Source organism: Chryseobacterium sp. MMO-72, from assembly GCF_037146035.1.
Classification (GTDB): Bacteria; Bacteroidota; Bacteroidia; order Flavobacteriales; family Weeksellaceae; genus Chryseobacterium; species Chryseobacterium indicum.
Genome location: NZ_JBBCWG010000006.1, coordinates 160888 through 183877, shown reverse-complemented (window position 1 = coordinate 183877; position 22990 = coordinate 160888). Strand labels below are relative to the sequence as shown.

The 22990-nt window shown below is 37.7% G+C and carries 15 protein-coding genes; 9 read left to right on the top strand and 6 right to left on the bottom strand.

Annotated elements, in window-relative coordinates:
* Positions 1–430 precede the first annotated feature (430 nt).
* The 6 genes from WFH39_RS10715 to kduI form a co-directional block, all read right to left on the bottom strand.
* Positions 431–1966 (bottom strand): MFS transporter, encoded by a 1536-nt coding sequence (locus WFH39_RS10715; protein WP_336689897.1) that lies wholly within the window; start codon positions 1964–1966, stop codon positions 431–433.
* Positions 1967–2144: 178 nt separating this feature from the next.
* Complete coding sequence (locus WFH39_RS10710; protein ID WP_336689896.1) at positions 2145–2804, bottom strand: bifunctional 4-hydroxy-2-oxoglutarate aldolase/2-dehydro-3-deoxy-phosphogluconate aldolase; 660 nt, start codon at positions 2802–2804, stop codon at positions 2145–2147.
* A 210-nt stretch (positions 2805–3014) separates the two neighbouring features.
* Positions 3015–4022, bottom strand: a complete 1008-nt coding sequence (locus WFH39_RS10705; RefSeq protein WP_336689895.1) for a sugar kinase — start codon at positions 4020–4022, stop codon at positions 3015–3017.
* Between the two features lie 825 nt (positions 4023–4847).
* The gene (gene uxaC / locus WFH39_RS10700; protein ID WP_442891704.1) at positions 4848–6245 is read right to left on the bottom strand and encodes a glucuronate isomerase; all 1398 of its coding nucleotides are present in this window, start codon (positions 6243–6245) and stop codon (positions 4848–4850) included.
* 16 nt (positions 6246–6261) lie between these two features.
* Entirely contained in the window at positions 6262–7044 is a 783-nt protein-coding gene (locus tag WFH39_RS10695) for a gluconate 5-dehydrogenase (protein ID WP_336689893.1), read from the bottom strand.
* 10 nt (positions 7045–7054) lie between these two features.
* A complete protein-coding gene (gene kduI, locus WFH39_RS10690) occupies positions 7055–7891 on the bottom strand; it encodes a 5-dehydro-4-deoxy-D-glucuronate isomerase (RefSeq protein WP_336689892.1) in 837 nt (278 codons plus the stop codon).
* 853 nt (positions 7892–8744) lie between these two features.
* Here kduI and WFH39_RS10685 point away from each other — a divergent pair.
* From WFH39_RS10685 to WFH39_RS10645, 9 genes are all read left to right on the top strand, one after another.
* Complete coding sequence (locus tag WFH39_RS10685) at positions 8745–11759, top strand: SusC/RagA family TonB-linked outer membrane protein (RefSeq protein WP_336689891.1); 3015 nt, start codon at positions 8745–8747, stop codon at positions 11757–11759.
* Positions 11760–11769: 10 nt separating this feature from the next.
* On the top strand, positions 11770–13602 hold the full coding sequence (locus tag WFH39_RS10680) for a RagB/SusD family nutrient uptake outer membrane protein (RefSeq protein ID WP_336689890.1): 1833 nt from the start codon (positions 11770–11772) through the stop codon (positions 13600–13602).
* Positions 13603–13682: 80 nt separating this feature from the next.
* Positions 13683–14705 (top strand): pectinesterase family protein, encoded by a 1023-nt coding sequence (locus WFH39_RS10675; protein ID WP_336689889.1) that lies wholly within the window; start codon positions 13683–13685, stop codon positions 14703–14705.
* Positions 14706–14733: 28 nt separating this feature from the next.
* Positions 14734–16143, top strand: a complete 1410-nt coding sequence (locus tag WFH39_RS10670; protein WP_336689888.1) for a pectate lyase family protein — start codon at positions 14734–14736, stop codon at positions 16141–16143.
* 50 nt (positions 16144–16193) lie between these two features.
* Entirely contained in the window at positions 16194–17189 is a 996-nt protein-coding gene (locus WFH39_RS10665) for a DUF4861 family protein (protein WP_336689887.1), read from the top strand.
* An 11-nt stretch (positions 17190–17200) separates the two neighbouring features.
* Positions 17201–18460 (top strand): glycoside hydrolase family 88/105 protein, encoded by a 1260-nt coding sequence (locus WFH39_RS10660; RefSeq protein WP_336689886.1) that lies wholly within the window; start codon positions 17201–17203, stop codon positions 18458–18460.
* A 234-nt stretch (positions 18461–18694) separates the two neighbouring features.
* Positions 18695–20338: a glycoside hydrolase family 43 protein gene (locus WFH39_RS10655; RefSeq protein WP_336689885.1), complete on the top strand. Its 1644-nt coding sequence runs from the start codon at positions 18695–18697 to the stop codon at positions 20336–20338.
* A 123-nt stretch (positions 20339–20461) separates the two neighbouring features.
* Positions 20462–21295, top strand: coding sequence for a rhamnogalacturonan acetylesterase (locus tag WFH39_RS10650; protein ID WP_336689884.1), 834 nt, complete (start codon positions 20462–20464; stop codon positions 21293–21295).
* Between the two features lie 4 nt (positions 21296–21299).
* The gene (locus WFH39_RS10645) at positions 21300–22967 is read left to right on the top strand and encodes a glycoside hydrolase family 28 protein (RefSeq protein ID WP_336689883.1); all 1668 of its coding nucleotides are present in this window, start codon (positions 21300–21302) and stop codon (positions 22965–22967) included.
* Positions 22968–22990: the final 23 nt, after the last annotated feature.

Here is a 22990-nt window from a genome sequence, read left to right as displayed (position 1 = left end):
TAATTATTTGCGGTGATTTTAGATTTTGAACGCAAAGACCGCAAAGTTTTTTTGAATAATAACTGTTTTTAAGTTCGCAAAGGCGTTTCACTTAAATAAGATCACTAAGAGTTTATTTACTTTCTATATATTTTAACCATTAAGATTGATTAAGGGTTTAAGAAAAGTTAAGGGAAATAAATTTCGTAAGATTGAATTTAATTTGCTTGTTAATTCTTAATTCTTCTCAACTTCTTATCTATTCTTAATGGTTTAATTATTTGCGGTGATTTTTGGTTTTGAACGCAAAGTCCGCAAAGTTTTTTTGAATAATAACTGTTTTTAAGTTCGCAAAGGCGTTTCACTTAAATAAGATCACTAAGAGTTTTTATTTGGGCTAAGAACACTTTTGCCAAACCTATAAGGTTTTTGAAACCTTATAGGTTTAGTTTTATTTGCTAATGACTTTATATTTCGGAACCAGTATTCTCATTACTGTCCATGCAATAAGGTACGCTACGGCACAGATTGAAAAAATAATCATGTAGCCTTTATCAATTCCGTCCTTAACGATTGCACCGGATTTTTCCAATTGTTCAAAAAATCCATCCGGTAATCTTTCGTTGATGTATTGAGGATATTTTTCAAGCAAAGGAATTCCGTCTACGGTTGTCCATACTTTGTGAGCGTGATCGAATAAAACTCCGGAAGATTTATTAATTAAAAAAGAACCGATTCCGCCTGCCATTCCGCCAATTCCGGTAATGGTAGCAATGGCTTTTTTAGGGAACATATCGCCGACCGTCGAGAAAATGTTTGCCGACCAAGCCTGATGTGCAGCTCCGGCAATTCCGATAATCAAAACAGGAATCCAGTATGTTGCCGAACCTAATGTCTGTGCCAAAAGTGCCAAAAGCGGAAAAAATGCGAAAATCAACATGGCTTTCATTCTTCCTGAATAGGCATTCATTCCTTTCTTTTCAACAAAATATTTTGGAAGCCATCCTCCAATGATGGAGAATAAAGTGATCATATACAATACAAATAACGGAAAAGCACTTTGCGTAGAATCCATTTTGTAAACGGAACTTAAATACGCCGGAGTCCAGAATAAAAAGAACCACCAAACACCATCCGTCATGAATTTTCCAAAAGCAAATGCCCAGGTCTGTCTATAACTGAAACATTCTTTGAATGTGAATTTTCGTTCTTCTGTTGTTACCGTATTTTCTTCAACAACAGCATCTTCCTGATCCTGATTAATATACGTAAGCTCATGTTCATTCACTTTATGATGCTGATGCGGTTTTTTGTAGTAAAATACCCAAAGTCCCATCCATACAAATCCTAAAGCCCCAATGATGATGAACGCCCATTCCCAACCCATCGATTTGGCAATGAAAGGAATTGTAACGGGTGCTGCCAAAGCTCCCACCGTTGCTCCCGCATTCCAGATACTTGTAGAAAAAGCTCTGTCTTTTTTAGGAAAATATTCTGCGGTTGTTTTAATAGCTGCCGGAAAATTTCCCGCTTCACCAATCGCCAAAACAAAACGTGCAAAAATGAACAAAGTTACACTCGTACTGATGATTGCTCCGGTATTAGAAACCGTTTTAATCAGTTCTTTAGAACCATGGAACCCTGCAAACCAATCTCCGGTAAGAATTCCCGCAGTAGCGATTCCGCAAAAAGCGTGTAGAACTGCACCGACTGACCAAACTCCGATTGCCCAAAGGAAACCTTTTTTGGTGTCCATCCAGTCGACAAATTTTCCTGCGAAAAGCATTCCTACGGCATAGAAAATGGAAAACAGCGCAGTGATATTTCCGTAATCGTTATTGTTCCAGTGAAATTCCGGAGCAATGAAATCTTTCCATGTTAATGATAAAACCTGCCGATCCAGATAATTAATGGTCGTCGCAATAAACAGCAGCGAGCATATCGTCCATCTGAATGCACTTGGTTTAAGAGATTTAACCGAACTCATACTTATTTAGAATTTAGTTATTTTTTGTTTTAATTTTTAATGATGCGTTTTTTAAACGCAGAGAGCGCAAAGATTTTCTTTTTAAACTTCATGTATATTTAAGTTCGCAAAGTTACTTCGACAAGCTCAGCATAAGCTATTCACTCAGCGAAGCTATGTATTGCGTTATTTTTCATTATTACTTTAAAGTTTGGATGATTTGCAAAACTTTCTTCGTTTCATTTTCAATGGTTGCATAATCTTTAGCAGCCATCAAATCTTTGCTGATGAGTTTACTTCCCATTCCTACCGCAGAAACTCCGGCTTTAAACCAGCTTTCAATGCTTTCTTTCGTGGCATCCACTCCACCGGTCGGCATGAATTTCAGGTTAGGAAACACATCTTTAATGGCACTCATAAAACCTGCTCCTAAAGCATTTCCGGGGAATAGTTTTACAAATGTTACTCCTGCCGCTTCTGCGGTGATAATTTCAGTCGGCGTCATGCAACCCGGACTGTACAATACGTCTTTCGGAATTAAAAATGCGGCAACTTCAGCTACAAAACCCGGACTAATAAAGAAATCTGCTCCCACTTTGTGATATTCTTCCGCCTGTTGTACATTTTTAATCGTTCCGATTCCCAGAAGCATTTCCGGCATTTCCGCGTTACGGATTTCTATCATTTTTTTAAAATTGCTTAATGCAGATTCTCCGCGGCTTGTATATTCTACTGCCCGAATTCCTGCTTTGTAAAGCGATTTCAGTATCTCTATGGTTACCGTTTCATCATCATTATAATACAAAGGCAAAATCCCCTGATTAACGATGGCGTTGGTAACGGTTTGAATTTTTGTCATTTTGTTTTATTTTTTCAAAATAATCTTTGATGGAATTAAATATCCTTTAATATTCTGTATATATTTTTAACGCAAAGTCCGCGAAGATTTTTTTGACTACTAGCTGTTTTTTAAGTTCGCAAAGCCGTTTCACTTAAATAAGATCACTAAGTTTTTTGATTTAATTCTAAAAAGAATCGCTATAAACTATAAACCAGCAACTAAAAACTATTATCTCTTAATTCTTCCTCCGGAATTTCCTGCCATTACTTCAAGAATGTCTTCTGCGCTGCAATAGTTGATATCTCCTAAAATCGTGTGTTTGATCGCACAGGCTGCATTCGCAAAATTCAAAGCCTTTTCATCGTCGAAATTTTTTAAGCCATAAATTAAACCTGCCGCGAAAGCATCTCCTGTTCCGATTCTGTCGACTACATTGTCTATTTCTAAGAACTTGGTTTCAAAATAATTTCCATTGACTAAAGCTCTTCCCTGCGTTTGCTGAGAACTTGCCGTAACCCCGATTCTTATTTTGTCGAAAACTTTATGAATGGACGGACATTGTCTTTTTAATTCTTCACAGGCTTGTAAAAAACCTTCTTTATCGGATGAAAACTGAGCTTCTAAGATTTCGTTGATTTCGTTCACGCCACCAATAAAGATGGTTGATAGAGAAACCAGTTCTTTCAAAACTTCGTTTCCGTTTTTTCCGTATTTCCAAAGGTTGGAACGGTAAGCCGGATCGGTCGTAATCTCGATTCCTAATTCAAGAGCGGTATGTAAACCTTCTTTGAGACTTTCATAAGCCGATTTTGAAATTCCGGGGCTGATTCCTGTCCAGTGAAAATAATCGCAGTCTTCCAAAGCGTTTTTCCAGTCGATTTTCCCTGCTTCGATATTGGCAAAAGATCCGTTTAATCTGTTATACGCAATTCTGCTTGCGCGAACCGATGATCCTACTTCTAAGAAATACAAACCTAAAGGATGTTCATTTTTAGAAATAAAACCAGTATCAATTCCGAAACTTTTGACAAAAGATAAAGCTGATTCTCCCACGAAATCATCCGAAACTGCACTTACATGTTTTACTTCGCATCCCATCGTTGCTAATGACGAAGCGACATTGAGTTCTGTTCCGCCAAAGAAAAATTCCATTTCATGGCTCTGCTTCATGGTTCTGTTTCCGGGAGGGGAAAGCCGCATGATGATTTCACCGAAAGTAAGTATTTTGCTAGCCATATTTTAATAAATACTCTGTTTAATATCTGCTGTTATTTTAACGCAAAGTGCGCTAAGATTTTCCTTTTAAAACTCGATGTATATTTAAGTTCGCAAAGACGTTCTACTCAGCCAAGCTCACAAAGATTTTTCAAGTTCAGAAAAAATGCGGATATGTAATTATTGTTTATTTAAATCATTAAGATTTATTAAGGAGTTGAGAATAGTTAAGTTTTAGCATCGCTTTAAGCAATATGCTTAATAAAATCTAAGATTTTAAGCTTAAAAAACCTTAACTCCTTAATTCTCCTTAATGATTTAAAATATTTTTTATTTCTCGCCGATTTTACATATCTGGCAGATAATTATGTTATAAAGATCCACGTAATCTGCAAGATTTTTAATTTTACCATTAAGATTTATTTAAGGAGTTTAGAAAAATTAAGTGAGCTTCGCTTTAAGCATTCTTGCTAAATTAAAATCTTTGATTTTATCTTAATCAAAACTTAACTTCTTAATTGTCCTTAATGGTTTAAATATTTTTTATTTCTCGCCGATTTTACAAATCTGGCAGATAATTATGTTATAAAGATCCGCGTAATCTGCAAGATTTTTAATTTTAACCATTAAGATTTATTTAAGGAGTTTAGAAAAATTAAGCTGAGCTTCGCTTTAAGCATTATTGCTGAATTAAAATTTTTGATTTTATCTTAATCAAACTTAACTTCTTAATTCTCCTTAATGGTTTAAATATTTTTGAATTTCCCGCAGATTTAGCTGATAACGCAGATCATTTTAAATCTGCAAAATTTGCTCAATCTGCGAGAAATTTACTCTTATTTAAATTTAAAAATCAAAATAATTTTTAGCATTATGGTAACAGATATCGGAAATAATTTTTCCTACGTGTTCCATATCCTGTGGCAATTCTCCGTTTTTCATTTCTCCTCCGAATAAATTACAAAGTACTCTTCTGAAATATTCGTGTCTCGGGAAAGAAAGGAAACTTCTTGAATCGGTTAACATCCCTACAAAACAGCTTATCAATCCCATGTTTGAAAGGGCATTCATCTGCTTGATCATTCCGTCTTTCTGGTCTAAAAACCACCATCCTGAACCGAACTGTACTTTTCCTTTAATGCTTCCGTCGTTGAAATTTCCGATCATCGTTGCGAAAATTTCGTTGTCGGCAGGATTTAAATTGTATAAAATGGTCTTCGTTAATTTATCTTTTCCGTCTAAAGCGTTTAATAATTTAGACAAAGTTTCAGCCTGCACGAAGTCACCGATAGAATCCCATCCTGTATCGGGACCGAGAATTCTGTGCATTCTTTCGTTATTGTTTCTCAAAGCTCCTAAATGAAACTGCTGAACCCAGCCGAATTTGTGATACGCTTCTCCTAAGAACAGTAAAATAGCTGTTTTAAACTGATTTACCTGCTTTTCGGCAATTACTTTTCCTGAAAGTTTATCATTAAAAATGGCACTTACTTCAGCTTCTGTAGCTTCTTCAAAAGAAATATTGTTCAGTCCGTGGTCGCATAATCTGCATCCGTTTTCGTGGAAATATTCGATTCTTTTTAACAATGCATCGCACAAAGTCTGGTAAGAATTGATCTCGATTCCTGCCGATTCGCCTAATTTGGCAATATAATCTGCAAAGTTGTGGTTTTCAATTAAAATTGCTTTATCAGGACGGAATGCGGTACTTACTTTTACTTTCCAGCCGCTTTTTGCCAAATCCTGGTGGTAATTTAAAATATCTGTTGGATCTTCTGTTGTACACAGAGATTCTACATTCATCATTTCCAGCAAACCTCTTGTGGATTTTTCAGGAGTCTGAAGCTGAGCGTTAATGTTATCGTAAATTTCTGAAGCGTTGTTTTCATTCAGCAATTCATCAATTCCGAAATATCTTTTCAGTTCTAAATGCGTCCAGTGATACAAAGGATTTCTTAATGTATACGGAACCGTTTTAGCCCAGGCTTCAAATTTTTCTTTATCTGAGGAATCTCCGGTAATGAATTTTTCGTTCACGCCCATTGTACGCATCGCTCTCCACTTGTAATGATCGCCGGCAATCCAGACTTTAGAAATATTGTCAAAAACCGTGTTTTCTGCAATATCTTTAGGAGTTAAGTGATTATGATAATCAATGATCGGCTGCTTTTCTGCGTAGTTGAAGTATAATTCTTCAGCGTATTTATTTTGTAATAAAAAAGTATCTGTAATAAAAGAGTTCATTCTTAAAGTTCTAGTTTTATTCATTAGCAGGTTTTCCGATGGTTGCTAAAATTCCGCCGTCAACGTAAATAATCTGTCCGTTGATGAACTTACTTGCATCTGAAGCTAAAAATATAGCCGTACCTGCAAGGTCTTCCGGATTTCCCCATCTTCCTTCCGGAGTTCTGCTGATGATAAATTCGTTGAACGGATTCCCGTCCACTCTTATGGGTTCTGTCTGCGACGTTGCAAAATATCCGGGACCGATTCCGTTCACCTGAATATTATGTTTCGCCCATTCTGTTGCTAAATTTTTGGTGAGCATTTTAAGTCCGCCTTTTGCCGAAGCATACGCTGCAACGTTATCGCGTCCCAGCTCACTCATCATTGAGCAGATGTTGATGATTTTTCCGGACTTTCTTTTAATCATGTATTTTCCCACTAATTTGGACATGATGAAAGGTCCGGTAAGGTCTACATCGATTACTTTTCTAAAGTCTTCCACATCCATATCAATTGCCGGAATGCGTTTGATGATTCCTGCATTGTTGACAAGGATGTCTATTTTCCCATGAGCAGCCTCCATTAAAGCTACTTTCTGAGCGGCTTCCCGTTCGTCGGTTACATCGAAAATATATCCGGTTGCTTTGTATCCTCTGGAATGATAATATTCCAGCGCTTCGTCTAATTTTTTCGGTGTTGTACTTGTGATTGCCAGTTCAGCACCTGCTTCTGCAAGACCTTCTGCCATTGCCATTCCCAATCCGTGAGTTCCGCCTGTAACAACGGCAACTTTACCGGATAAATCGAATAATTTCATGTGGAAAATATTACTTTAGTTCGTTAGTTTTTACAGCATCCATATCGCCATAATCCATATTTTCTCCCGCCATTCCCCAAATAAAAGTGTAATTGGAAGTTCCGACTCCTGAGTGGATAGACCATTCCGGAGACAGAACAGCTTCGTTGTTTTTCATAAAGATATGACGCGTTTCATGAGGCTGCCCCAGAAAATGACTTACCGCCTGACCTTCTTCCAGATCGAAATAGAAATAAGCTTCCATTCTTCGGGTATGCGTGTGAGAAGGCATCGTATTCCAGACACTTCCTTCGTGCAGTTCCGTCATTCCCATCTGTAATTGGCAGGTTTCCAGTACGCTGTTGACAATCAGTTTATTGATTGTTCTTTTGTTTGCGTATTTTGTTTCGCCTAATTCTACAATTTCTGCTTCGTTCTTTGTAATTTTCTTTGTAGGATAAGAATGATGAGCGGGTGCAGAATTGAAGTAGAACAAGGTCTGTCCTTCGTTTCCGTTTTCAAAAATCACATCTTTTGCTCCTTTTCCGATGTATAAAGCTTCTTTGTTTGCCAGTTCGAAAACGTCACCATCAACAGTTACTTTTCCGGCTGCTCCTACATTAATGATTCCCAGCTCTCTTCTGTCTAAGAAATGTTCAGCTTTCAAATCGTCTGTCGGTTCCAGCGTCAATAGGCTTTTTACAGGCATTGCACCTCCGACAATCATTCTGTCGTACATAGAATACACTACATTGATCTGATCTTCATGGAATAAGTTATTCATGAGAAATTCCCTTCTTAAATCCTCTGTTGTATATTTTTTTACATCTTCGGGATGATGGGCGTAACGAAACTCAGATTTTGTCATCTTCTTTACTATTCATTTTTGCGGTTTTAACAAAACCGGTTAAACATTGTGTAATCGATTGCATTAATTACACTGAAAATTTGCAGAAATACTTTCGGGATAAATATATAATTAATATTCAAATGATCAATAAAAATTTCAAAAAATATAATAAATAATTGTAAATCAATAATTTAAATAATAAAAATAATCCATAAGTTAATAAAATATGACCAGAAATTTAATCATTATTTAACCAAAATAATGCTTCAGGATTTGATTGAAATAAAAATCTATTAGAAAAATAGTTGGACTTTAACAATACTGATTCTGTAAACATAATTCAAAATAAATTTATTCTATACATATAATAAGGCTAAACTTTATCACTAAAAAATTTCTCTCTAAATTTCCTTTTAAAAAACTGATAAAAATCAGGAAAATGCATTAATTTTTGTTCTTGATGATGAATTTGGGGAAATCCTGAGTCTTAAAAACATGTAAATTTTAAGATTTTTTTTAAGTTATTCTATAATCCGGACAGAAAAATTTAAAGAAAAAAAACAAATAACAATAATCCATAAAAAACTGATTAACAATTATTTAAAATCCTAAAATTAATTATTAATTACAGCATTTCATTTCAAATTAATGAAAAAATAATATTTTTTTCTTTGCATATTCAAAAATAATATTAGTTTAGAAGCGAGAATATTTTGACTTGAAAAATTACGCAATCGATTGCACTACGGAAAGTGTAAGATTTTCTAAAATATTTACCACTAAAAAAGCAGTAGAATACTTCCAAATCCACCAATGAAAACAAAGATTGAAAAAAAACTTTCAACCAAAATTAAAACTATAAGGATACAAAATGGATAAAAAAGTACAATCAGTAAAGTGGTTATATTTAACTGTCTTTCTACTTCCTGTCCTTGCAATGGCTCAAGAAAAAGAAACAAAGAAGGAAAAAGAAACCAAAATCGACGAAGTGGTTTTGGTGGGATATACCAAAGTTTCTAAAAAAGACGTTACCAATGCTGTTTCTTCTGTAAAAGCAGAAGCGATAAAAGATATGCCTTCTACCAATGCTGCAGAAGCAATACAGGGAAGAATGGCTGGAGTACAGGTTTCCCTGAGTGAAGGTTCGCCGGGAGCCGATGTAGATATTGTAGTAAGAGGAGGAAACTCCATTACAGGGAGCAATGCTCCTTTATATATTGTGGATGGTGTACAGATGGATAACGCGCTTTCCATCCTTTCTCCTAAGGAAATTCAATCGATTGAAGTGTTAAAAGATGCATCTTCAACAAGTATTTACGGAGCAAGAGGAGCCAATGGTGTTGTCCTTATTACCACAAAAGGAGGGCGTAAGAGAGCAAAAACTTCAATTAATTACAACGGATTTTTAGGGGTTAGAAAAATTCAGAATACAATTGATGTTCTGGATCCTTATCAGTACGTCCTGTATCAGTATGAAGTGTACAATAAAGGCGGTGTACAGACCGATATTGATGCTTTTAAAACAAGATACGGAACTTTTGCCGATCTTGAAAAATACAAATCTGTAAAAAAGAGAGACTGGCAGGATGAAGTTTTCGGAAGAGAAGCATTCAACTTTACGCATAATCTTTCTGTAACGGGAGGCTCAGACAATTCTTCTTTCTCATTATCCTTAAATAATGTACAGGAAGACGGAATTATGATCGGTTCCGGATTTAAAAGGAATATGGCAAACTTTAAGTATGATTATGATGTTTCTAAAGCAATCAGCATCACATTAAATGCCAGATACAGCCGACAGATGATCTACGGAGCGGGAACTTCTTCCACCGGTTCGCAAAGTACCAACAGATTGAGAAATGCCGTAAGATATCAGCCGTTTGAAGGCGGTTCCAATGTAAATGTAGATGAATTCGATCCTTTATTTGCCAACGAAACCAATCTTGTAAATCCTATTCTTTTAGCCAATAATGAAGTAAAGGACAACGGAAGAAACGACCTTCTTTTAAACGGGATTATCGAATACAGAATCAACAAAGATTTCACTTTCAGAAGTGTAATCGGATATGTACAGAGAGACGAGATGGTGAATCAGTTTTCCGGACCGGTTACGTCTCTTGCAAGACAAAACAACGATCAGCCTGTTGTTTTCATGAGCAAGGCACAATCCAGAAGAATCACAAATACCAATACATTAAATTTCAGAAAAACTTTCGGAAATCATAAACTGGATTTACTGGCGGGACAGGAAACTGTGAAAACAGATGCAGAATCTTTAACGATGAACATCAAATGGTTCCCGAAATCCATCAGCGCACAAGAGGCATTTGCCAATATTCAGGCAGCTTCTCCTCCATCGGGACAAGTTCAGGACATCCCGAAAACAAACGTTTTACCGGATCGTCTGGTTTCATTTTTTGCAAGAGCCAACTATATTTTTAACAACAAATATATCTTTACTGCTTCCATGAGAGCGGATGGTTCCAGTGTATTCGGACCGGGAAACCGATGGGGCTATTTTCCGGCTGCTTCGGTTGCATGGAAAGTAAGTGAAGAAAATTTCCTGAAAGACAGTAAAGTTGTGAGCGAATTAAAACTTCGTGCAGGATACGGTTTATCCGGAAACAACAGAATACCTGCATTTTTATACAGTACGTTTTTCACAACCTCGTCAGATTACGGATATGCATTCGGAAACAATGTAACACCGGGGGCTACAACAGGAGCGATTATGTCTAACCTTAATGTAAAATGGGAATCGGCGGCTTCTAAAAATATCGGGGTAGATTTTGGATTATTCAACAGCAGAGTATACGGAACAGTAGATGTTTATCAGACCGATACAAAAAATCTTTTGCTGCTGGCTAAAATTCCTCAGACGTCAGGGTATGAATATCAGTATCAAAACTCAGGAAGCACATCCAATAAAGGAATTGAATTTTCTGTAGGAGCTTCGATCATCAACAAAGAAAATTTTAACTGGAAAATAGACGCGAATATCTCTGCCAACAAAAATGTGATAAAAAGTTTAGGAAACAGTGCTTCTGCAAGTGCGAATTCTTACTTATATCCTTCCGGATGGCAAAATAACCTGAATGATTTCCTTGTACAGGTCGGAAAACCGGTAGGAACATATTGGGGCTATATTACCGCAGGAAGATATGAAATAAGCGATTTCGATTATAATCCTACCACTCAGGTTTATACTTTAAAAGCCGGAATTCCAAGTTCTGCAGCAGCAGCAAACGGAGCGAAAGCTGTACAGCCGGGAGATCTTAAACTTGCAGACCTTAACGGTGACGGAATTATCGATAATAAGGATATGACGGATCTTGGAAATGCGCAGCCTAAATTTTACGGAGGTTTCAACCAGACATTCCGATACAAAAACTGGGACATGAGTTTAATGTTCAACTTCTCTGTAGGAAATAAAGTATATAACGCGAACAAAATAGAATATTCTACACAGTATCTTTACCGGGACAACAATATGCTGGCTGAAGTTGCCAACCGATGGAGATGGTTTGATGATGCAGGAAATAAAGTGAATGATCCTACCGCTCTTGCAGCTTTAAATGCCAATACAACAGGATTTACACCGCCTGCCGGAGCTTACTTCCTTCATTCTTACGCTATTGAAGACGGTTCTTTCCTGAGACTGAACAACGTTACAATAGGATATTCTTTAGGAAAAGATTTCACCAAACAATTGGGATTATCCAATTTCAGATTGTATTTTACGATGAACAACCTGTTCACGATTACAGGGTATTCCGGATATGATCCTGAAGCCAACACAAGAAGAAATCCTTTAACACCGGGGGTAGATTATGCAGCGTATCCGCGAAGCAGATTTATTTTATCAGGAGTTGATATCACTTTTTAAACCTAATATTATGAAGAAAAATAAATTTTTAGCCATTCTTTTTTCTGTCATCGGAATATTTTCTCTGAATTCTCTTAATTCCTGCGAAGAATATTTAGATGTAGAAAGCTTATCCAATACTTCAGAAAAACAGCAGTTTGATTCCGCGGCAGATACATTTTCTGCTTTGGTCGGAGTCTACAACGCAACCATGGGAGACAACACCTACGGACAGAGAATGAACCTGATTCTTTCGCAATCCGGAGACGATATGAGAACTTCGGGAGATTATAACGCAAACGACCGAAGAGGGGTAAGCTGTTTCGGAGCCATTCCAACAAATACTGAGCTTTTAAGACCGTTTTTAGATACGTACGCAGGAATTGAAAGAGCCAATCTGGTGATTAAAAACATTCCGCTTTCTCCTGTGTATCAGACGGGTTCAGCAGCAGATAAAAAATTAATGGACAGATATTTGGGAGAAGCTTTAACTTTAAGAGCACACTTCTATCATGATCTGATCAAAAACTGGGGCGACGTTCCTTTTCAGGATGTTCCTTCTGCTGATCTTCCGAGCGTGTATCTGCCAAAAACAGACAGAGATGTTATTTATGATAAAATTCTGGACGATCTTTTAAAAGCGGAAAGTTTAGTTCCGTGGAGATCCGAAGGCGGAACTACCGCTCAGAGAATTTCGAAAGCAGCCGTAAAAGGATTAAGAGCAAGAATTGCACTGGCAAGAGCCGGATATTCATTAAGAAGAAGCCCACAACAGATGATGCAGGGTTCCAATCCTCAGAAATATTATCAAATTGCTTATGACGAATGCAAAGACATCATCAATTCCGGACAGCATCAGTTGAATCCGAGTTATGAAGGATTATTCAGATCACTTCATACTAACAGCGCAGATACATCCAACGAAATAATTTATGCCATCGGAGCTTTCGGAGGAAACTCCAGAACAGACAGTAAAATCGGATATTACAACGGTTTAAGACATGATGATACCGACTGGAAATCTTCCGGAGGAATCAGCGCAATTCCTGTTTATTTCTATGAATTTACAAAGTATGACCTGAGAAGGGATGTAAATATTGCCATCTTCAGGGTAAATACTTCAAAGCAGGAAGAGCTTCAGACTTCCATCAACTGGAACGATGGAAAATTCAGAAAATCGTGGACTTCCATCACCGGAACTTCACAAAACCTTGGAATCGACTGGCCTTTGCTGAGATATGCAGATATTTTATTAATGTTTGCGGAAGCCGATAATGAGCTTAATAACGGACCTTCTGCACAGGCAATCAATGCAGTTCTTTCGGTAAGACAGAGAGCCTATGCAGGAAATTTAAGTCAGGTGGGAACCATTCCGACCGACAAAACAGGATTCTTTAATTATATCGTTAAAGAAAGACAACTGGAATTCGGAGGTGAAGGTCTCAGAAAATACGATCTGATCCGCTGGAATCTTTTAGAAACGAAAATCAACGAAACAAGAGCCAAGCTTACCCAGTTTATGAACGGTACAGGAGCTTATGCCAACGTTCCTGAGTATATTTTCTACAAAAAAGTAGCCTATACTCCTACAAAAACAGCACAGCAAAACGTAACTGACATCGATTTCTACACTGCAGCCGGAGTTGCCAAAGCAGACATTTTCTACAGCCCGAACCAAAGTGTTGCAACGCCTTCCGGATACACAAAAGTAAACTGGAGACTGGCGATGACGCAACCTTACATCAGTGGAGATCCTGTGAAAAGTTATGCCTATTATTTTCAGGCCAACAGAAAGGAATTACTGCCGATTGCTTTAGACGTAATCAACTCCAATTATAATCTTACACAGGATTATGGGTATTAGAAAATAGTTCACATTTATATCAGAAAAATACAGGCTTCATCTCCAAAGTGGAGTCTGTATTTTAATCAAAAAAAATTTCAATGAAAGCTTCCTTTTTTCTTAAAAATTTAAATTCTTTTTTTGCTTTTCTGATCGTATTGCTCAGTTTTCTTTCTTTTAAAGCCAATGATAAAACCATCGTGGTTTCAAAAGACGGAAAAGGAAATTTCTCCACCATTCAGCAAGCCATCAATGCAGCAGAAAACGGATCTTCCGTAAGAACGAAAATTGTAGTAAAAGAAGGAATTTACAAAGAAAAAATTACCATTCCGGAAACAAAAGGCGCTATTTTGCTCGAAGGTGAAAATCCTGAAAAAACCATCATCACCTACGATGATTTTGCATCAAAAAAGAATCCGGAAGGAAAAGAATTCGGAACTACAGGTTCTTCAACGGTTTTTATTTATTCAAATGATTTTACGGCAAAAAATATTTCATTCGAAAACAGCTCAGGAAAAGTAGGACAGGCAGTTGCTGTTTTAACGACGGGCGACCGAATAGCTTTTGAAAACTGCAGATTCTTAGGAAATCAGGACACCTTGTATTTAAAAGGCGTTCAGGATTCATCAGACAAAACAAAGCCTTCCAGAAATTATTTTAAAAACTGCTACATCGAAGGAACAACCGACTATATTTTCGGAGCAGGAAACGCTGTTTTTGAGGATTGTATCATCTATTCCAAAGAATCGGCAAGCTACATTACCGCGGCTTCTACTCCACAGGAAAACGAATTCGGATTTGTTTTTATCAATTCAAAAATAGAAGGAAACGCAAAAGAAAGTTCAGTCTATTTAGGAAGACCGTGGAGACCATTTGCAAAGACCGTTTACCTCAATTGTGAGATGAATTCCACCATCCAACCGGAAGGATGGCACAACTGGAACAAGTCTGATGCAGAACAGACCACATTTTATGCAGAATTTAACTCAAAAGGAAATGGTTCAGATCGCTCGAAAAGAGTATCATGGTCGCATCAGCTAACCAAAACCGAAGCCAAAAAATATACAAGAGAACAGGTCTTAAAAGGAAAAGACAACTGGAATCCGCTAATAAATCTTAAATAAATATTGTAACCACCACAATTTTTCAGCAATGAAAAAATACATCACAAAACTTTTTATCGCAGGAATTTTCAGCATTGCAACCAGTGCCGAAGCGCAGAATATTCTCAGCTTTCCCGGCGCCGAAGGTTTTGGAAGATACACAACAGGCGGTCGCGGCGGAAAAGTCTATTTCGTCACCAAACTTACAGATGACGGTTCAGAAGGTACTTTAAGGTATGCTTTAAACCAGAAAGGAGCAAGATACATTGTCTTTAAAACAGGCGGAACCATTTATCTGGATTCTCCGTTAAAAATAAAAGAGGGTAACGTTACGATTGCCGGACAAACCGCTCCCGGAGACGGAATTACGGTTGCCAATTATGAAACCTTCGTTGCGGCAGATAACGTGGTGATCCGTTACATCCGTTTCAGAATGGGCGATCAGAAAAAGTTTGAAGGCGATGCTTTCGGAGCGAGATTTATTAAAAATCTTATCGTCGATGACTGTTCAATGAGCTGGTCTACAGATGAAACCGTTTCTGTATATGCCAATGAAAATACAACCGTACAGTGGTGCATCATTGCGGAAAGTTTAAGGAATTCCGTTCATCAGAAAGGCGCTCACGGATATGGCGGAATTGCGGGCGGAAAATACGCAAGTTTTCATCATAATCTGTACGCGCATCACGACAGCAGAAATCCCAGACTGGGAGAATATGCGGGAAGTAAATTTGCATTGACGGATCTTACCGATTTCAGGAATAATGTGATCTACAACTGGGGACACAACAGCATTTATGGCGGTGAAGGGATGAATGTTAACATCATCAATAATTACTATAAACCCGGACCTGCAACCCTCAGCAGACAACGGATTGTTGCTATTGATAAAAATGAAAAACCGGAAACCGAAGTGTATAACATATGGGGAAAATACTACATAAACGGAAATGTAATTGAAGGAAATCCTGAAGTTTCAAAAGACAACTGGACTCAAGGAGTTTTTGCACAGATAAAGCCGTCTTACCACCTTACGGATCAGGATAAAAACAAAATAAAAATCAATCAGCCTCACGACATTCAGAATAACATAAAAACACATTCTGCAAAAGAAGCTTACGAAAAAATAGTACAGATCGCTGGAACTGCTTTAATAAGAGACGCTGTCGATTTACACATTCTAAAAGACGTAAAAAACGGAAGTTTTACCTACGAAGGTTCAAAAGGAAGCACAAACGGAATTATAGACTCGCAGAAAGATGTCGGCGGATTTCCTGATTTGAAACCGGGAACTGCGCTACCCGATTCTGACCATGACGGAATGCCTAACGAATGGGAAATTAAAAACAAACTGAATCCTGAAGCTGCTAATGCCAACGGAAAAGATCTGGATAAAAACTATGACAATATTGAAGTTTACTTTAATGATCTCGTGAAAAACATAACCGGACAACAATAAAGCAATAACAATGAAACTTTTATTGAAAACAGTGATCTAATAAAATGTATATGAAATTGAATGTATTTAAAATAATAGCTGCAGCAGTATTGGTGTCCTCAAATTTTCAGGCTCAGAATTCTGTTATTCAAAAGATCAGAAGCAATCCTAAAGCTCCCTTCTCTTATGCAGAACTTGCAGTGAAAGAAGGCGGAAAATGGGATGGCGACAAATACATCGGCGGAACTTTCAAAAACGTTCAGGAACTCACAATTCCGGAATCGCATACCGATCATTCCACCTACATCAGATACGAAGGCATCGGTCTGGAAAACAACCAGATCGGATACCGCTTATATCTCGACTGGAGAAATGCAACAGATATTTTTGGTAAAAAAGTAAACACTCTGGTTTTACCGGAAGTCGGACAGGACGGTTTTGAATCGTACCATCACGATGCAGCCTGGGGACAGGATATTCTGAAATCCGGACGTACCATCGGAATTGGCTCCTACGGAAGATACGATGAGCAGAATGATTTTGTTGAAACATTTAAAATCGTAAAAAGTACCGCCGCGAAAGTGGTGAATGAAAAAGAACAGTCTTATGCAACCATCGAATACAAAGGCTGGAAAACATGGGGCGATGCCATTGATCTTGCTTCAAAACTTACCATTTTCAATAAAGACCGTTTTGTAAAAGTGGATTTAAATCTCAGTAATTCTATTTCAGGGTTATGCACCGGAATTGTTGCCATGAAAAATATTCCGTTAAAACAGGGAATCAGCAAAAATAAAAAATGGGCTTACATTGCAACTTACGGTAACCAGACCGAAACCCAAAAAGACGATAATCTCGGAATGGCAGTCTTCTACCCTCTTGAAAGTCTTGATAAATATATAAAGACAAAATCTACGCATACCGTAGTTTTCAAGAAGACAAAGAATGTTTCCTATTACTTTTTAGGAGCATGGTCTCTGGAACCGAACGGTTTAAAAACTGAAGAAGCTTTTTATCAGGATTTAGATCAAAAACTGGAAGTTTTAGATAAAAATAATCAACTTTAACGTTTACAATCATGAATTTCATTACTCAGCATATCAAACTATTCACCCTTGTCGCTTTGAGTTCGGGAATTTTTTCTACCTGTGCGCAGACAAAAACTCCGGTTAACGCTTCAATTCAGAAACAATCTTCAAATTCCGGAAAAAAAGTTCCCCTCAATCTGAAATGGTCAGAAAGAATGCTGCTGTCCGAAATGCACCGTTTTCCTGAGGCATGGATGCTGGATTTCAGCAAAACCCCGAAATGGACGTATCCTACTGCCATTGTTCTGGATGGTGCAGAAAAATTGTATACCAAAACAGGCAAAAAAGAATACTACAACTACATCAGCGAATTTGGCGAAAAGCTCATTCAGGAAGACGGAACCATCATTACCTATGAGCTTGATAAGTATAATATTGATATGCTGAACAGCGGAAACGTTCTCCTCTATCTTTACGAAAAAGAAAAAAAAGAAAAATACCTGAAAGCACTTCAGACGCTTCGTCTTCAGATAGACGGACAGCCAAGAACGAAAGAAGGTTCTTTCTGGCACAAAAAAATCTATCCTTATCAGGTATGGCTGGATGGTTTATACATGGGAATGCCTTTCTACACACATTATACACACGACTTCGTGAAAGGAGCCGACGCTTCAAAAGCCTATGATGACATCCTTTTACAGTTCGATTCTGTTCAGGAGCATCTTCTCGATAAAAAAACAGGTCTTCTCTATCATGCATGGGACGAAAGCAAAAAAGAAGCTTGGGCAGACAAAGAAACCGGACTGTCGCAGAATTTCTGGGGAAGAGCAATGGGATGGTACGGAATGGCAATGGTAGACGTTTTGGATTATCTGCCAAAAGATCATCCCGGAAGACCCAAATTAATTTCTTACATTAAATCTTATACCGATGCCATCATTAAAGTTCAGGATAAAAACAGCGGACTGTGGTATCAGGTTTTGAATAAAGCAGGAGAAAAAGGAAATTACACCGAAGCAACTGCCTCATCCATGTTTGTTTACACTATCATCAAATCTGTGAACAACGGTTATTTGCCGAAATCCTATAAAACGTATGCTAAAAAAGGCTACGACGGAATCATTAAAAATTTAATCACTGTTGATGAAAACGGAGTGGTAAATTTAAATAAATGCTGTGCAGTCGCGGGTTTGGGCGGAAAACCTTATCGCGACGGTTCTTACGAATATTACATTAATGAAGAAATCCGTTCCAATGACGCCAAAGGAACAGGGCCATTCATTCTGGCAAGTCTGGAGTTTGAAAAATAATACTTAAAACCATTGAGATGAGGTTAAGAAGAATTTTAAAGTATAGCTAATCTTAACTACACTAAACTCCTTAATAAATCTTAATGGTTAAGAAATTTTCAACAACTATCATTTGCTGAGTAAATAGTTTATGCTGAGCTTGTTAAAGTACCATTGCGACTGGAAAATGTACAGTAAGCAATTAAAAAAAATCTTTTCGCTTATGGCGTTAAAACCAGATTAAAAATCTGATGTATGAAAACAAAAAATATTTTAAATATACTTTCAATAGCTATTTTTTCCATTGTATCAAATTATTTGAGCGCACAGGAAAAAAATTACGTTTCCGAAGTATGGACTGCCGATCAGGGAAAAAACTATAGAAATCCCGTTCTGTATGCAGACTATTCCGATCCGGATGTGATTCGTGTGGGAGATGATTATTACATGACGGCTTCAAGTTTCAATGAAACTCCCGGTTTGCCGATTCTTCATTCAAAAGATATGGTGAACTGGAAACTGGTGAATTATGCCATTCAGGATATTTTGCCGAAAGAACATTTTTCAACCCCGAAACGAGGCGACGGAATCTGGGCTCCGAGCATAAGATTTCACAACGGCGAATTTTATATTTACTGGGGCGATCCCGATTTCGGAATCTATATGGTGAAAACCAAAGATCCGCTGGGAAAATGGGACGAACCTGTTTTAGTAATGCAAGGAAAAGGACTGATAGATTCCTGTCCGTTCTGGGATGAAGACGGAAATGCCTATCTGGTTCATGGCTGGGCGGGAAGCCGTGCCGGAGTAAAAAGCATTTTAACATTAAATAAAATGAATCCGGAAGGAACAAAAGTGCTGGATAAAGGCGTTCACATTTTTGACGGTCACGATGCTCATCCCACTGTTGAAGGTCCCAAAATGTATAAAAGAAACGGCTATTACTATATTTTTGCTCCGGCAGGCGGCGTTGCTACAGGTTGGCAATTGGTATTGAGATCAAAAAATATATACGGACCTTACGAAGAAAAAATTGTACTGGAACAGGGTTCCACAAAAATAAACGGTCCGCATCAGGGAGCGTGGGTAGATACACCTTCAGGAGAAGACTGGTTTTATCACTTTCAGGATGTGGATGCGGGAGGAAGAATTATCCATCTGCAACCTGTAAAGTGGGAAAAAGACTGGCCTTTTATCGGAATTGACCATAATAAAAACGGAATTGGCGAACCTGTTTTAACGTATAAAAAACCAAACGTAGGACAATTCTATCCTATCGTTACCCCGCCCGAAACCGATGAATTTGATGGTGAAAAATTAGGATTACAATGGCAGTGGAGTGCAAATGAAAATATCGTATGGTCTTCCAAACTTCCCGGACAAAAGTTTTTAAGATTATTTTCCATGAAATTTCCCGAAAGTGAAAACAACCTTTGGAATGTCCCGAATCTGTTAACTCAGAAATTTCCGGCGCCCAATTTCGCAGCTTCCACAAAAGTTAAATTAACGCCCGAAGAAGCCAAAGAAGGAAAAACTGCAGGACTTTTGGTGATGGGACTGGATCATCAGTCCATCGTGATTACCAACAAACCGGATGGATTTTATGTACAGTTAAGAAGATCCGAAAAAGCAGATAAAGGCGGCGAGGAAAATATTTTATTTGAAACAAAATTAAAAAACAACGAAGTCTATCTGAAAGTAAATGTAAACGAACCGAATGGTTTATGCCAGTTCAGCTACAGCGAAAACGGAAAAAATTTCATCAAAACAGGTGATCTTTTTCAGGCAAAACCCGGAAAATGGATCGGAGCCAAAGTTGGGTTGTACAGCATCAGTACATCAAAGGCACCTCGAGGCGGATATGCCGATTTTGACTGGTTCAGAATCACCAAGAATTAATTTTTATTTGATTAAAAAAATCTGCTCCATCTGCAACATCTGCGAGTGAAAAAATTACAATCAGATCCTTCGTTCTATTTCATTCAGCAATGACATTGTACAAAAAAAATTTAGTTAGAATCAATGAATAGGAAAATTTACAATATAGTTTCATTTTTAATCGTCGTTTTGCTGTTGTCGGGATGCAAATCTCAGAACACTACAGCAGCAAAACACGTTAAAAAGATTACCCATATTTATCTCATCGGAGATTCCACCATGGCAGATTACACCGGAAACTACGAACCCGGAAAAGATTATATGAAAGTAAGATATCCCATTACAGGATGGGGACAGGTTTTTCAACCGTTTTTTATGAAAGACAGTTTGGCTTCTTTAAAACCTGCCATTTCAGCGGACTCCGTGGAAATTATCGACAAAGCACATGGCGGAAGAAGCACGCGTACATTTTTTCAGGAAGGAAGATGGAGAGAGGTGTACGAACATTTACAGCCGGGTGATTATGTCATCATGCAGTTTGGACATAACGACAGTTCGGAAAAACATCCGGAACGGTACGTAAACATTCAGGGATACAAAGAATTCTTAAGATTATTTGTAACGCAGACGAAGCAGAAAGGAGCAAATCCTGTTATTTTAACTCCCGTTGCCAGAAATTACCCATGGAAAGACGGAAAATTGGAAAATGTACACGGCGAATACGGCAAAGCTCCTATTGAAATTGCTAAAGAAATGAACGTTCCGTATATTGATCTGAATACATTATCTATGGAATATTTTACCGGAAAAGGACAGGATTTTACCACAACTCATTACTTTATGAATCTTCCGGAAAATGTATACGAAGCCTATCCGAAAGGTCAGAAAGACAACACTCATTTTCAGCCCGAAGGAGCAAAAGTAGTAGCATCCATTGTTTATCAGGAATTTAAAAAAATAATTAAAACTCAAAAATAATAAAATGAAGAAGACTTTTAAAGTGATCGGTTTAGCAGCAGCAATGCTATTTTCAGGGCAAATCTGTGCTCAGAATTCTGATATTTATAAAAATATTGAGTTTAAAATGCCGCAGGTTGCAGAAACTTCATTTGCAGCCAACACCGTTTCCATCACACAATACGGTGGAATTGCAGGCGGAAATGTAAAAAATACAGAAGCTTTTAAAAAAGCAATTGAAGATCTGAGCAAAAAAGGAGGCGGAAAATTAGTCGTTCCCCGCGGAATGTGGCTTACCGGTCCCATCGTCTTGAAAAGCAACATTAATCTTCATGTAGAGGAAGGAGCGATGATTATCTTCAGTAAAGATAAAAATGATTATCCGTTGGTAGATGTAAGTTTCGAAGGATTGAATACAACGCGTTGCCAGTCTCCAATTTCGGCAAAAAATGCAACAAATATTGCCATTACAGGAAAAGGAATAATCGACGGAAGCGGTGATGCATGGAGAGCCATCAAAAAAAGCAAAGTTTCTGAATCTGAATGGAAAGAAATTGTAAAATCCGGCGGAATTGTATCTTCTGACGGCAAAAACTGGTATCCTTCGGAAAGCTATAAAAAAGGATTGGAAAGCAGCTCCAACTTCAATGTTCCCGACAAGATTTCCAAAGAGGAATTGATTACTGTGAAAGATTTTCTCCGTCCGGTAATGGTAAGTCTGGTGGAATGCGACAAAGTTTTGCTGGACGGACCGACCTTCCAGAATTCTCCGGCATGGAATCTTCATCCTTTGATGTGTTCCAATGTCATTTTAAGGAATCTTACCATCCGAAACCCATGGTTTTCTCAAAATGGAGACGGTCTGGATCTGGAATCCTGCAAAAATGTTCTGATCTACGACAATACCTTTGATGTGGGAGATGATGCCATCTGTATAAAATCCGGAAAAGACAAAGACGGAAGAAAAAGAGGAATGCCAACTGAAAATGTTATCATTAAAAACAATATTGTGTACCACGGTCACGGAGGTTTCGTCATCGGCAGTGAAATGTCTGGCGGAGCAAGAAATATCCACGTTTCAGACTGTACTTTCATCGGAACAGATATCGGGCTTCGTTTCAAAACCACGCGCGGAAGAGGAGGAATTGTGGAAAATATTTACATAAAAAATATTGATATGATTAATATTCCGACTCAGGTTATAGGCTTCAATATGTTCTACGAAGGCGCATCTCCGGTTCTGGAAGACGGGCAGAAACAGGAAGGCAACAAAGCTCCGGAAAAAGTATATCCCGTAACGGAAGAAACGCCGGTTTTCAGAAATATTTTCTTTAAAAACATTACAGCAGCCAATTCCGATGAAGCGATTACTTTATTCGGTTTAGCTGAAATGAATCTTAAAAATATTGTGATTGAAGATTCTCAGTTTGATACCCGAAAAGCTTTAACCATAGTAGATGCAGACGGAATTCAGTTAAAAAATGTAAAGCTGAAATATTCCGAAAGAACGGGAGCAACGATCTACAACAGTAAAAACATCAATCTTTCAACCGTAAAGTTTGATTCGGCAAATAAACCTGTTGTAAAAGTGTTAGGAAATAAAACAGGTGCAGTCTTATTACCGAAAGAAATTACATCTGATAAAAACTCGCTTTCTATCGGAACGGATGTAACGAAAAATGCAGTTAAATAGTGTATCAATAATTTAAACCATTA

Excerpts from the sequence above, each read along its gene's own strand:
- WFH39_RS10715 (WP_336689897.1), bottom strand. The coding sequence starts at position 1,966 with ATGAGTTCGGTTAAATCTCTTAAACCAAGTGCATTCAGATGGACGATA.
- WFH39_RS10710 (WP_336689896.1), bottom strand. The coding sequence starts at position 2,804 with ATGACAAAAATTCAAACCGTTACCAACGCCATCGTTAATCAGGGGATT.
- WFH39_RS10705 (WP_336689895.1), bottom strand. The coding sequence starts at position 4,022 with ATGGCTAGCAAAATACTTACTTTCGGTGAAATCATCATGCGGCTTTCC.
- uxaC (WP_442891704.1), bottom strand. The coding sequence starts at position 6,245 with ATGAACTCTTTTATTACAGATACTTTTTTATTACAAAATAAATACGCT.
- WFH39_RS10695 (WP_336689893.1), bottom strand. The coding sequence starts at position 7,044 with ATGAAATTATTCGATTTATCCGGTAAAGTTGCCGTTGTTACAGGCGGA.
- kduI (WP_336689892.1), bottom strand. The coding sequence starts at position 7,891 with ATGACAAAATCTGAGTTTCGTTACGCCCATCATCCCGAAGATGTAAAA.
- WFH39_RS10685 (WP_336689891.1), top strand. The coding sequence starts at position 8,745 with ATGGATAAAAAAGTACAATCAGTAAAGTGGTTATATTTAACTGTCTTT.
- WFH39_RS10680 (WP_336689890.1), top strand. The coding sequence starts at position 11,770 with ATGAAGAAAAATAAATTTTTAGCCATTCTTTTTTCTGTCATCGGAATA.
- WFH39_RS10675 (WP_336689889.1), top strand. The coding sequence starts at position 13,683 with ATGAAAGCTTCCTTTTTTCTTAAAAATTTAAATTCTTTTTTTGCTTTT.
- WFH39_RS10670 (WP_336689888.1), top strand. The coding sequence starts at position 14,734 with ATGAAAAAATACATCACAAAACTTTTTATCGCAGGAATTTTCAGCATT.
- WFH39_RS10665 (WP_336689887.1), top strand. The coding sequence starts at position 16,194 with ATGAAATTGAATGTATTTAAAATAATAGCTGCAGCAGTATTGGTGTCC.
- WFH39_RS10660 (WP_336689886.1), top strand. The coding sequence starts at position 17,201 with ATGAATTTCATTACTCAGCATATCAAACTATTCACCCTTGTCGCTTTG.
- WFH39_RS10655 (WP_336689885.1), top strand. The coding sequence starts at position 18,695 with ATGAAAACAAAAAATATTTTAAATATACTTTCAATAGCTATTTTTTCC.
- WFH39_RS10650 (WP_336689884.1), top strand. The coding sequence starts at position 20,462 with ATGAATAGGAAAATTTACAATATAGTTTCATTTTTAATCGTCGTTTTG.
- WFH39_RS10645 (WP_336689883.1), top strand. The coding sequence starts at position 21,300 with ATGAAGAAGACTTTTAAAGTGATCGGTTTAGCAGCAGCAATGCTATTT.